At 64.4% G+C, this 12,689-nt stretch carries 9 protein-coding genes and 1 pseudogene; 4 read left to right on the top strand and 6 right to left on the bottom strand.

Annotated elements, in window-relative coordinates:
* Positions 1-224 precede the first annotated feature (224 nt).
* Positions 225-1,991 (top strand): carbamoyltransferase C-terminal domain-containing protein, encoded by a 1,767-nt coding sequence (locus QDT69_RS30435; protein WP_279710155.1) that lies wholly within the window; start codon positions 225-227, stop codon positions 1,989-1,991.
* Between the two features lie 53 nt (positions 1,992-2,044).
* Here the strand turns inward: QDT69_RS30435 and QDT69_RS30430 are convergent, their stop codons facing one another.
* From QDT69_RS30430 to QDT69_RS30420, 3 genes are all read right to left on the bottom strand, one after another.
* Positions 2,045-2,356, bottom strand: a complete 312-nt coding sequence (locus QDT69_RS30430; protein WP_279710154.1) for a hypothetical protein — start codon at positions 2,354-2,356, stop codon at positions 2,045-2,047.
* A 240-nt stretch (positions 2,357-2,596) separates the two neighbouring features.
* On the bottom strand, positions 2,597-3,928 hold the full coding sequence (locus QDT69_RS30425; RefSeq protein ID WP_279710153.1) for a L,D-transpeptidase family protein: 1,332 nt from the start codon (positions 3,926-3,928) through the stop codon (positions 2,597-2,599).
* A 440-nt stretch (positions 3,929-4,368) separates the two neighbouring features.
* Entirely contained in the window at positions 4,369-4,764 is a 396-nt protein-coding gene (locus QDT69_RS30420; RefSeq protein ID WP_094194089.1) for a helix-turn-helix transcriptional regulator, read from the bottom strand.
* Positions 4,765-5,390: 626 nt separating this feature from the next.
* Between QDT69_RS30420 and QDT69_RS30415 the strand changes: the two genes are divergently transcribed.
* A complete protein-coding gene (locus QDT69_RS30415; RefSeq protein ID WP_279710152.1) occupies positions 5,391-5,645 on the top strand; it encodes a hypothetical protein in 255 nt (84 codons plus the stop codon).
* Positions 5,646-5,696: 51 nt separating this feature from the next.
* Here the strand turns inward: QDT69_RS30415 and QDT69_RS30410 are convergent, their stop codons facing one another.
* The 3 genes from QDT69_RS30410 to QDT69_RS30400 form a co-directional block, all read right to left on the bottom strand.
* Positions 5,697-7,016 (bottom strand): dicarboxylate/amino acid:cation symporter, encoded by a 1,320-nt coding sequence (locus QDT69_RS30410; RefSeq protein ID WP_279710151.1) that lies wholly within the window; start codon positions 7,014-7,016, stop codon positions 5,697-5,699.
* Positions 7,017-7,105: 89 nt separating this feature from the next.
* Positions 7,106-8,617, bottom strand: coding sequence for a sensor histidine kinase (locus QDT69_RS30405; RefSeq protein WP_279710150.1), 1,512 nt, complete (start codon positions 8,615-8,617; stop codon positions 7,106-7,108).
* Positions 8,618-8,741: 124 nt separating this feature from the next.
* Complete coding sequence (locus QDT69_RS30400) at positions 8,742-10,016, bottom strand: serine hydrolase domain-containing protein (protein WP_146985143.1); 1,275 nt, start codon at positions 10,014-10,016, stop codon at positions 8,742-8,744.
* Between the two features lie 145 nt (positions 10,017-10,161).
* On the opposite strand from QDT69_RS30400, the gene QDT69_RS30395 reads away from it, so the two are divergent.
* Positions 10,162-11,076, top strand: coding sequence for an intradiol ring-cleavage dioxygenase (locus QDT69_RS30395; RefSeq protein ID WP_279710149.1), 915 nt, complete (start codon positions 10,162-10,164; stop codon positions 11,074-11,076).
* A 250-nt stretch (positions 11,077-11,326) separates the two neighbouring features.
* Positions 11,327-12,595: pseudogene (locus QDT69_RS30390) on the top strand (aldehyde dehydrogenase family protein); the annotation flags it as partial.
* Positions 12,596-12,689: the final 94 nt, after the last annotated feature.

Below are 12,689 nucleotides of genomic sequence, written 5' to 3'. Positions count from 1 at the left end.
CGTGATTTGGCGGAAGACCCCGTGACGGTAGCATATGCGTTCGGGAGCTCTCCCGACGCAAAGGTGGTACTCCGTCAAGTGATGGTGACGGCTGCCCGGACGACTATTCCGGGGCGGCGGCGCAGCACTTTTGCGGACTTTGATTTTCCCGGCCTCTCTGCGACGATGCCGCGGAACCTGCTCGCATGTCCCTTGAGCGCAATCCGTCCAGGGGGTTGTTGAATATGGCGAAAGTAATCGGCATCAGTGGATTCGAGAGCTCGATCCCCTTCAAGAAGCAGCACTGGCCGGGCCTTGAGGAACGCGAATATCGGATCTCCCAGGGCCACGATTCGGCCGCGGTGCTGGTGGTCGACGGCAGGATTGTCGCCGGTGCTGCCGAGGAGCGCTTCAGCCGCAAGAAGCACACCGGCGATTTCCCGATCGGCGCGATCAGCTACTGCCTGGAGACCTCCGGCCTGAAGCCGGCAGACATCGACGTGATCTCCCACGGCTTCGACTATGCGCCTTACAAAGCCGCCTTCATGCTGGATCCGACCTCCGCCCGGCAATACAGGGAGGTGTACTCGCGCGAAAAACTGCTCGCGCAGGTGGACGAGCACCTGCCCGGAATTCCCGCCGGCAAGGTTCACCACGTCAACCATCACCTGTCCCACGCCGCCAGCGCCTACTACACCTCCGGATGGGACGAGTGCCTGGTGGTGGTGCTCGACGGCATGGGCGAGGTCCACGCCGTCATCGTCTATCACGCGCACGACAACGCGATCGACAAGCTCGCGGAAATCACCGCCCAGGATTCCATCGGCATCTTCTATTCCACCCTGACGCTGCATCTCGGCTTCGATTTCAACTCCGACGAATACAAGATCATGGGTCTTGCTCCCTACGGCGAGCCCGCCCGGCACCGTGCCTTCTTCGAGCGGACCGTGGAGCTGCGCGACGACGGCCTGATCCGGATTCCACTGCTCCGCCTCAATACCGAGCGGCACGATCGCGAAACCTACGGCGCGACGCGACGCCATCTCGGCGAGCACCTGATCCCGGCCCGCGCACCCGACAGCGACGTCACTGACGACCATCGCGACGTCGCCGCGGCGCTGCAGGAATGTCTCGACCGGGTGATGCTCCACATCTGCGGTCATTTCGGCCGCCGCACCGGCCTGCGCAGGCTCGCGATGGCGGGCGGCGTCGCGCTCAACTGCACCGCCAACGGCCGCCTGCTGCAGTCCGATCTGTTCGATGAGATCTACGTCCAGCCGGCCGCCGGCGACGACGGCTCGGCGCTCGGCGCCGCGCTCTGGTCGGCATCGCGCGATCGCGGCGTGAAGAATGTCCGGATGCCGGTGCCCTTCCTCGGCCCCGCACATGCGCAGACCGAGATCGACACAGCGCTCGCCGAGACCGCCGGCCGGCTCGAGATCACGCGTTTTCCGGATATCGACGAGACCTGCGCGGTGGCGGCGAGCCTGATCGCGGCCGGACGCGTGCTCGGCTGGTACCGCGGACGCATGGAGTTCGGCCCCCGCGCGCTGGGGCACCGCAGCATCCTGGCCGACCCCGGCCATCCGGAGATGCGCGACCGTATCAACGCGATGGTCAAGATGCGCGAAGCCTTCCGCCCGTTCGCGCCGGCGGTCAGCCTCGAAGAGGTGCATCGCTGGTTTGAGGTGCCGAAGGGGCTCGAGCTTCCCTACATGATCATGACCGCCGACGTGCGCCCCGAGCACCGCGCCGCGCTGCCGGCGATCACGCATGTCAACGGCTCGGCCCGGGTGCAGACGGTTGACGTCAGGGACAATCCGGAATTCCACGCGCTGCTGCGGGCCGTCGGCCGGACGACCGGCCGCGAGATGGTGCTGAACACGAGCTTCAACGTGAAAGGGCAGCCGATCGTCAACACCCCGCGCGAGGCCATCGACACCTTCCTCGGCACCGGCATCGAGTATCTGTTCCTCGAGAACGCGCTCGTCCGCCGCGCGGGACAGAGGTAGCCGGCATGCTCCGGCGCTAAAAGGTGAGGGGGCCGAAGCCCCCTCGCAGATGATTAGCGCCGGTGGCCACCGTGATGCCCGCCGCCATGGTGTCCGCCGTGATAGCGGTGCCCGTGATGATGATGGCGCGGATAGAAGTGCGGGCGATGATGCCATCCGTGATGGCGCGGTCCGTAGCCGTAGCCCGGTTGCCAATAGCAGCGGCCCCAGCGATCGCAGACCTGGCGCACCTTGTCGACATTGGACGTTTCGCCTGCGATGTGGCTGGCCTGCGGAAGCCCGTTCGGCAGCGCCGACGCCGCACCGGACATCAACGCTGCGCTTCCGAGCGCGGCCAATCCAATAACGGCAAGCTTGATATTCATCGAAATCTCCTTGGTTGAAGCCTGAAAACGTTCATGCGGCCGCCTGGTTGCTGCGACAAAAAAGACAGGCACGTGCACTTGGTTCTGGCGCCGCTGGTTCAACGCAGGAAATGCGGGAGTTGTGAGGTCGCCCGATGTGCGGGCGACAATTGGCCGCGCGACACAATGGCGAGGCGCAGGCAAGCGGCTAGAGCGTAGTGATGTTCGGCCCCAGTCGACCGCTTTTCCCGCGAAGGCGCTCTACTGCGTGGTCAGCGGATGTTCGGCGGCCTTGTTGAAGAAGGCCGCTTCCTCGGCGGTGGCTTCGAGGAGCTGCTGGTCCTGATCGTAGACGTCGTTGCGGAACTGGATGACGCGGTCCTTCGTCATCCACGCCGTGAGGTAGATCCAGGCCACCGGCACCTTCTTCAGCATGCGGATGTCCTGACGCTGTCCGGTGGCGATCGCGGCGTCGATGGCGGCGCGGGTCCACTGCGGCTGGTCCTTCAACAACCATGCCGCGAGATCGCGGACATTGTCGACGCGCGAGCAGCCATGCGAATCGAAGCGATAGTCGTCGCTGAACAGGCTGCGCTGATTGGTGTCGTGCATGTAGACCGAATAGGAGTTCGGCATGTCGATCTTGACCGTGCCGAGCGCATTCCATGCACCGCTCTGCTGACGCACCGTGACGTTCGGCGCGTGATCGGCGGACCAGTCGACCGAATGCGGATCGATCGGGTTTTCGTGGGCGTCGAGCACGTCCATGTGCATGCGCGACAGATAGGTCGGGTCCTTGCGCATATGCGCCGCGATCTCCGTCTTCGTGATCGATGACGGCACCGTCCAGGTCGGATTCAAAATGACGTCGGTGATCTCGGACGTCAGTGTCGGCGAGGGCTTCTCGGTCTTGCCGACGATCACGCGGTAGCGCCGCACGACCTTGTCGTCCTCGACGGCCTCGGCGAAGGTGGCGGGAATGTTGACGACCACATAGCGCTGCCCGAACTGGAAATCCATCTGGTTGAGCCGCTCCAGCGAGGCCTCGAGCTGCTTGATCCGCTTCTGTACGGGGACGTTGAGCGCAGCCAGCATGCGCGGCGTTATGGTGCCGGTTGCCGCAAGCCCGTGGCGTGTCTGGAAGTGCTTCACCGCCTCGGCCACGACTTCATCATAGGCGCCGCTGGTCTTGTCGGCGGCAAGGTCGCCGGTGATGATCAGGCGCTTGCGCAGCAGATCGTCACTGGCGCCCTGAACGCCCAACGCAAATTTCGCGTCCGCGGCGATCGTAGGCCAACCGCCGCGGGCGGCGAGATCGGAATAGCTCTTCACCACGTCGCGAATGCGTTGGGCGCTGCCCTCGTCGTAGGTCGGCTCGTGCGACAACGCGAGCGCGGCAGCCGACCGCGTCTCCGCGACCGAGGCCGCCGCAGCCGGCTTGGCCTGGCTGGGCTGGGCGGCTGCCGGTGCCGCAGCCGGCACAGCATGATGGGGCGGGACCGCCGCAGCCGGGCCGGGCGCGCCGGCGGTTTGGGCGAATGCCGGCTGAGCCGCGAGCATGGTGGCCACGACGACGAGTGTCACTCTCTGCATATCGCGTTTTCTCCGGACTGCGTCGCTTGCGCGAAAATCTGAAGCCAGGCCGCGGCCGCAACAATGGAGCGGGCGGCGCGTTCGTTCGGAGGTAATGATCTATTTCGAGACCGTTGCGTCTTGATTAAGTTTTGGTTTGCAGCCGGTAGATTGCCGCAACCTTCTTGCCGCGCCGGGGCTCGAGGCGCCCATCCAGGGCGGAGATCGCTCGCTCGGAGCGCGCGGACGCCGGGCGCACTGATCGAGTGGCCCCGAACGGACAAAGAAAAAGCGCTGCCATCGCGGATGGCAGCGCTTCGACATCTCCGGTTCGATATCTCCGGTTCTATCTCTTCCTGGCCCGGGCCGGCACGCGCTGGTCCCGATGACCGCTCGCCGGCCAATCCGCTCGCCCTGGTCGGTCGCGTTCGCGGCGTCGCGACCGTACCTGTGCTGCCCGCTCAGTCTTCGTTGGCGGCGATCGATTCCATGAGCGACACCAGCTGGCGCTGCACGGTCTGATCCTTGATCTTGCTATAGGCGCGGAGCAACCGGAGGCTGAACGCGCTGTCGAGGAACAGCAGGCTCTCGACTTCGCGGGCCTTGTTGTCGCCGTCGTAGAAGAAGGTGACCGGCACATCCAGCGCGCTCGCGATCTGCTGAAGGCGCGCGGCGCCAACGCGGTTCACACCCTTCTCGTACTTCTGAACCTGCTGGAAGCTGACGCCCAGCTTGTCGCCGAGCTCTGCCTGCGAGATCTTCTGCTCGACACGGCGCAGGCGAATCCGCTTGCCCAACTCAATGTCCGGCTTGCCGGCACTGCGCTGCTTCATCTTCTTTGCTGCTGATCTGTTCATTCTGGTGACCCGTCCTTCAAATCGAGAATCCCTGGCCCGGTCGGGTCAGGGACACGTTCATGATGTACCGCGTTAAGCTCAAGTGGATCGTCAGTTCGTCTGAACTACGAAGTCCAAGAAGATCGCGGGATGGTATCCAAACGCATTTGCGCGCTGGAAGCACCCAAGTACCGAATCGGTCAACTACCTGAAGTCGACCGCGCCAAGGTGTCTACCGACACCCCGCCCTCTACATTTGGCAAAATATTGACCAAACCACAACTAGCGCGAGTTTGATCGACACAGATTTTGCGCGCATGCTTACTGGGCGGCATTGCACTGCGCCCGTAATTCTACGGACAGCCAATATTGTACGAGCGTCCTAGTATGGATGCAACCCCAGCTAGTGCATCCTGAGGTCGCGGTGACGGTCTGCGGTTGCTTGACTGAATCGCCGCCAAAGCGAAAAGTTTGACGTAAGTCCAAGTCAGGCTTTCGGAATGTTGCTGGACAATTGCCTAAAAGTTCTGAATCATCTGGAACAATTGTGCGCCTACGAAACGCCGGCGAACTCTGGCAGGAGAGGCCAAATGAAGCGGAAGAGGGGAACACCTCGACTCTACCTCGCGGCTTCGGGAGTGGAAGGTATGCCGGTCGCAAATACGGAAGAACGGTTGCTTGCGCTGCTGGCAACCCTTGAAGAATGTCAGGCATTTCTGACTGACCGGGCGAACACGGAGACGGCGCGGCTGCTGTCCCTTGCGATTCTCGAGCTTCGAATGGAGCTCCACAAGGTGACGGATTCCGAGTTGAAGGCGCTGTGCGACATGATCGCGTCGGACGAGCCGGTGCAGGAACCGCCGACCAGGCAGTTGCCGCCCTATCTGCGGCTGATCAAGTAAGCCCGCGCCCCGCGCTAGGCGCGGGACGCTTTTGGTCCTGTACCGCGTGGTTCAGCCCGCGGTCACGTCAACCGCATCAGTGCCTTCGAGCACGCGGCGCGCCTTGTCCCGATCGAGGTCACCTTCCCAAGCCGCGACCACGACGGTGGCGACGCAGTTGCCGATCAAATTGCCGACCGCACGTGCCATGCCGATGAACCAGTCGACCGAGAGCACCAGCACGAGGCCGATCGCCGGAATGCTTGGGACGGCGTTGAGCGTCGCTGCCAGGATGACGATCGCGGAACCCGGCACGCCATGCGCACCCTTCGAAGTGATCAGCGACACGCCGAGCACGAGCAGCAGATCGCCGAACGACAGCGGCGTGTTGGTGGCCTGCGCGATGAAGACGACCGCCAGCGTCAGATAGATCGAGAACGCATCGAGGTTGAAGGAATAGCCGGTCGGAATCACGAGGCCGACCACCGAATCCTTGACACCGAAATGCTCCAGCTTGCGCATCACCTGCGGCAGCACCGCGTCTGAGGATGCGGTCGCGACCACGATCATCAATTCCTCGCGCAGGTAGCCGAGGAATTTGAGGATGTTGATGCCGGCGAGCGCCATCACGGCGCCGAGCACGCCGAGCACGAAGACGGCGACCGAGACGTAGAACAGCGCCACCAGCGACAACAGCTGCTTGAGCGAGCCGACGCCGTATTTACCGACCGTGTAGGCGACGGCGCCGAGCACGCCGATCGGCGCGAAGCGCACGATCAGGCCCATGGCGCGGAACAGCACCGTGGAGATCGCGTCGATGAAGGAGGAGATCCGCTCGCCCTTCTCGCCGCCGACCAGCGCCAGACTGACGCCGAAGATGATGGCGAAGAACAGCACCTGCAGCACGTCGTTGCGCGACAGCGCGTCGAACGAGGTGGTCGGGATGATGTTGAGCAGGAAGCTGCCGATGCCCTCGCCCTTCAGCTTCTGCGCATTGCTGGCATAGTTGCCGAGCGCCTTGGCATCGAGCGTCGAGGTGTCGATGTTCATGCCGTGACCGGGACCGAACAGATAGGCCAGGATCAAGCCGATCAGCAGCGCCACCGTCGTCATCGCCTCGAAATACACCAGCGCCTTGACGCCGACGCGTCCGACCTTCTTGAGGTCGCCGGCGCCTGCGATGCCGTGCACCACCACGCAGAACACGATCGGCGCAACGATCATCGAGATCAGCTTCAGGAAAGCATCGCTGAAGATCTTCAGCCCGATCGCGAAATCCGGCGCCGCCACGCCGATGACGATGCCGAGCAGCAGCGCGACAAGCACCTGCACGAACAGTGATGTGTAGAGCGGCTTGCGCGCCGTGGTGGCTTCCGCTGCGATGGTCGACATGAATTCCCCCTGTTTCCGATCGTCCGAACCCGCCCCATCTTAGCAACTTGCGTGCCAAGATGTCGGAGGATTGGGTGCGGTTGGCCCGGTCAATCGCCGGTTTCGAGGGTGCTGGTCACCGTGTAGACGACGCCGTGGGGCAGGAAATCGACCGTGGCCTCGCCGCCGAGCTGGTCGCGGGCGCTGCGCTCGATCAGCCGGGAGCCGAAACCGCGCTGGACCGGCGCCGCGACGGGCGGGCCGCCCCTCTCGGTCCAGATCATCCGGAGCTTCGGCCCGAGGCTTTCCTGCAGGACTTCCCAGTCCAGCGTCACCGTGCCGGTGTCGTTGGACAGCGCGCCATATTTGGCGGCGTTGGTCGCCATCTCGTGCAGCAGCATCGACAGCACCAGGGCAAGCCGGGGCGACAGCGGCACGCGCGGTCCGAACATCCTGACCCGCTCGGAGGTGCTGTTCAGCAGATACGGCCGCAGCACGCGGCTGATGACGTCCTGGAGGTCGGAGCCCTGCCATTTGTCGGTCGAGAGCAAATTGTGTGCCTCGGCAAGCGCGCCGAGCCGTCCCTCGAATTTCTCGCGCTCGGCGCGGCTCGCGCTGCGGAAGGTCTGCGTGGCGATCGATTGCAGGATCGCCAGCGTGTTCTTGACGCGGTGATTGAGCTCCTCGATCAGGAGGTCGTGCAGCTTCTCGCCGCGCGCGATCGTGGTCGCCATCCGCACCGCAAAGCCGAGGCCGACCATGAGCAGGACGCCGCCGATCACGGCGGTGATTGCAAGCGAGCGCCACAGCGGCGCCACCAGCGAGTTCTCGGTGATTCCCGCCGCGACGGTCCAGCCGGTGAGGCGAGACCGGGTGAAGCCCGTGATCAGCGCCACGCCTTCGAGCGAGACGGTCGGCAGTGTCGCCTCGCTGCGGCGGAACATCTCGGCAAACAACGTGGGCGAGGCACGCTGCCCGATGGTGGCTTGCGGATTTGGTACCCGAGCGAGGTTGACACCGTCGCCGTCGAAGATCGAGATGGTCCAGTCCTGGTTCAGGCGCTGCTTCTCGATCATCGCCTGGAAGACCTCGATCGGCGGGCTGAAGGAGATGTCGTAGAGCACCTCGTCGTCGCGGATCACCGGCACCTCGACGGTGATGATCAGTTGCTGCTTCACCTCACCGAAGAACAGGTTGGAATATTGCGGCTGCCGCGTCGCAAACACCTTCTCGACGATCCCAAGATTGTTGCGCGGCGGCAGGCTCGCGGTGTCTGGCGTCAGCGAGGAGAACGCCTGGCGTCCTGCACGGTCCGCCACCAGCACCACGCCATCCTTGCCGTATTGGTCGAGGAAGCCGGCCGCGACGCGGCGGAAATTGCCGAACTCGCTGTTGCGCAGCGAGTCGGTCAGCGCCAGTACCTGCAGCCCGCCGGTCATGCGTTGCATTTCCGCATCGAGCAGCAAGCGGATGCTGCGCGCCGTTTCCAGCACGCGCTGCGTGGCGGCCTGGCGATCGCGCTGGTAATTGTGAAACACGATCCCGACCGCGAAAACGATCAGCGGCAACATCGTCCCCGCGACCAGAAGCGCGAGACGCACCGGCAATGTCAGTTTCGGCACGATGTCCCCGGGTGGGTGCCCGTTTGCGGTGAGCTTAGGGGAAGCAGGAAAAGTCCGCCAAAGGAAATGACTGTGGTCGGAAAAATTCCGCGGCGCACACCCTGCGCCGCGGAAGAGTCATTGGTCAGAGATTGCTCTCGGTGATCGCGGCGTAGACCATGGTGCGCAGCTCGCGCCGCAGCGGATAGGCGCTCGACGGCAGCACCTGGGTCATGAAGATGGTGATCAGCTCCTCGGCCGGATCGATGAAGAACGACGTCGTCGCGGCGCCGCCCCAGTTGAATTCGCCCGGGCTGCCGGCGATCAGCGTCTGCGCCGGGTGCATGGTGACGGCGAAGCCGAGGCCGAAGCCGATGCCGTTGTAGGCGGCCTCGGCGAACATCGAGCGCGACATCGCCGGCAGGTCGACGCCGCCGGGCAGGTGGTTGGAGGCCATCAGCTTCAGCGTCTTCGGGCCGAGCAGCCGGACGCCGCCGAGCTCGCCGCCATTGAGCAGCGCGCGGCAGAAGGTCAGGTAGTCTGCCGCGGTCGAGCACAGTCCGCCGCCGCCCGAGACCAGCGAGGGTGGCGACAGGAACGAGCTGGTTGTCGGATCGTCCTGCAAGGTCAGCGTGCCCTTGCGCTCGGCGGCGAGCGGGTTGAAGCCGCCCTGCGGGTCGGCGGAATAGCAGGCGGCAAAGCGGTGCGCCTTGTCGGCGGGGACGAAGAAATCGGTGTCGTTCATGCCGAGCGGTTTGAAGATCCGCTCCTTCAGGAATTGCTCGAACGGCATCCCTGAAATCTTGCCGACGAGATAGCCGAGCACGTCGGTGGAGACCGAGTAATTCCAGGCTTCGCCCGGCGAGAACTCCAGCGGGATCTTGGCCAGGTCCTCGATCATGCTGTCGAGCGTGCCGGCCTTGATGACCTCGCCGATCTTCTTCTCGCGATAGGCCGCATCTACATTGGAGCGCTGCTGGAAGCCGTAGGTCAGGCCCGAGGTGTGGCGCAGCAGGTCGACGATCTGCATCGGCCGCGTTGGCGGGCGGGTCAGGAAGGCGGGCGCGGTGCCGGCGACGAACACGCCGAGGTTCTTCCATTCCGGAATGTACTTTGCGACCGGCTCGTCGAGCGCGACCTTGCCTTCCTCGACCAGCATCATGAAGGCGACCGACGTGATCGGCTTGGTCATCGAATAGATGCGGAAAATCGTGTCGTCCTTCATCGGCGCCTTGCGCTCGAGGTCGGCAAAGCCCTGAACGGTGGAATGCACGATCTTGCCGCGGCGGTAGATCAGGACCTGGGTGCCGGGAAAGCGGCCGGAATCGAGGTAGCGGCTCTTCAGATGCGCTTCGAGGCGGTTGAGCGCGGTGGTCGACATTCCCGCGGATTCGGGCGAGGCAGGCGTGGGAGCTAACATCGGGCAATTTCTCCGGCTGGCGAGGCAGCCTTGATAGCCGAAAATGTCCACTGCACCAATCGGCCGCTGCTTACCGGCCCCGGGCCGGTGGTGTACGCTCGCCCCTGCAATCGCGCCCCAAAGGGCCCTCAAGGGAAACGCCGAGATGACCCAGTTCAACGAAACCGAGCTCACCGCCGCCGTCATCCGCAGCTTCGACCAGACGCCCGATCCCAGGGCCAAGTTCCTGCTGCAGGAACTGGTAAAGTCGCTGCACGATTATGTGCGCAAGACCGATCTCACCTTCGAGGAATGGGACCACGCGATCGGCTTCCTGACCCGCACCGGACAGAAATGCACCGACATCCGCCAGGAATTCATCCTGCTGTCCGACGTGCTCGGCGTGTCGATGCTGGTCGACGCCGTCAATCACAGGGATCGCGACGGCGCGACCGAGACCACCGTGCTGGGCCCGTTCTATGTCGGCGAGCACAAGGTGACGCCGCACGGCACCGACATCTCGGCAAGCCTGCCCGGCGAGCGCATGTTCGTGCAGAGCCGCGTCACCGACCTCAACGGCAAGCCGCTCGCCAATGTGCCGGTCGACGTCTGGCATGCCGATGACGACGGGTTCTACGACTCGCAGAAGCCGAGCTATGCCAGCGAAGGCCCGTCCTCGCGGGCGCGCTTCATCACCGATGCCGACGGCCGCTTCTTCTTCCGCACCATCGTGCCGTGCAGCTACCCGATCCCGACCGACGGTCCGGTCGGGCAGATGATCACGCAGACCAACCGGCATCCGATGCGGCCGGCGCATGTGCACTTCCTGGTCAACGCCAAGGGCCATGAGCCGCTGATCACGCACGTGTTCGTCGAGGGCGACGAGTACATCGACTCCGATGTCGTGTTCGGCGTGAAGGACGAACTGATCGCCAAGGTCGAAAAGCGCACCGATCCTGTGATGCCCGACGGCCAGCGCTCGGATGGGCCGTGGAGCCTGATGACCTATGAATTCCACGTGAAGCCCGGTGGCGGCATGGCGCCCGCGCCGCTCGGCACCAAGGTCAGCGAAGACGCCTGACGCGCTTGTCGAAAACCGTCTGCTCAATTCATGTGCGGCGCACAAGAATTGAGCGAATCGCATTCTTTGGCAGCGCGCAGAGACCTCTGCGCGTTGCGATAAGTTGCGCAAAACATTGCGATAAAATCGATTGTTGCACTGCGGTAGCTTGGCACGAGGCTTGAATAGTCTGACGCCGACGCCATTGAAGCCGTCCCTCGAGGCCACCCCATCGGATTTCTGACGCCGCCAGACCGGGGCTCCCCGGTGCCCTTGGCGCAGTATGCGCGCGGCCGAGCGCGGCCACATCCTGCTGAAATGGGCCGAGCTCTTGAAGCAGCATGCCGACGAGATCGTCGCGCTCGAAAGCCTCGATGCCGGGAAGCCGATCGCGGGGGTGCTGCGCCAGGATTTCCCCGCCGCCATCGACACGCTGACCTATTACGCAGGCTGGGCCGACAAGATCAGCGGCGACGTGGTCTCGACGCGCGACGACGCGCTGACCTACACGGTGCGCGAGCCGGTCGGCGTGGTCGCCGCGATCGTGCCGTGGAATTTTCCGCTGATGATCGGCATGTGGAAGCTCGCACCGGCACTGGCCTGCGGCTGCACCGTCGTGATGAAGCCAGCCGAGCTGACCTCGCTGTCGGCGCTGTGGATCGGCGAGCTCGCGCTGGAGGCCGGTTTGCCGAAGGGCGTGCTCAACATCGTGACCGGGCCCGGCCGCGTCGTCGGCGACGCGCTGGTCAATCATCCCGACGTCGACAAGGTGACGTTCACTGGCTCGCCCGGTGTCGGCCGCGGCATCATGAAGGGCGCCGCCGGCAACTTCAAACGGGTCTCGCTCGAGCTCGGCGGCAAGTCCGCCAATGTGGTCTTCGACGACGCCAATCTCGAAGCCGCCGCCAAGGCCGCGGCCGCCGGCATCTTCTTCAATGCCGGGCAGGTCTGCTCGGCCGGCTCGCGCGTGCTGGTGCAGGAGAACGCCTATGACGAGGTGGTCGAGCGCCTGGTCGCCCGCGCTGAAAGCCTGCGTATCGGCGATCCCGCCGATTGCGCCACCGCGCTCGGGCCCGTGATCTCCGACAAGCAGATGCGCTCGATCCTCGACTATGTCGAGATCGGCAGGAACGAGGGCGCGCAGCTCGCCACCGGCAGCGTGCGTGTCGGCGACCGCGGCTACTTCATCAGCCCCGCGGTGTTCGCCAATGTCGCGCATGAGATGCGCATCTCGCAGGAGGAGATCTTCGGTCCGGTCGTCAGCGTGATCAAGTTCAAGGACGAGGCTGATGCGCTGCGCATCGCCAACGGCACCGCCTACAGCCTCGCCGCCGGCGTCTGGAGCGCCGATATGGGCCGCGTGCAGCGCTTCGCCAAGAAGGCCCGCGCCGGCACGGTGTGGATCAACACCTATGGCTACACCGATGTGCGGTTGCCATGGGGCGGCGAGCGCGACTCCGGCCTCGGCCGCGAGCACGGCACCGCCGCGCTCGACAATTTCACCGAGCCGAAGGCGGTGTGGATGAATCTCAACGTTTGATGGCACGTAATGCCGGCAAGAAGGCGCGGATCGGAGGATCCGCGCCGTTGGGATTGCGCGAGAGCGCGCAACATATTCCGCTGTCGTCCCGGCC

The sequence above is a fragment of the Bradyrhizobium sp. CER78 genome (genome assembly GCF_029846235.1).
Lineage (GTDB): Bacteria > Pseudomonadota > Alphaproteobacteria > Rhizobiales > Xanthobacteraceae > Bradyrhizobium.
Note: the sequence above shows the minus strand (reverse complement) of the source record. Positions and strands in the feature narration are given on the sequence as shown.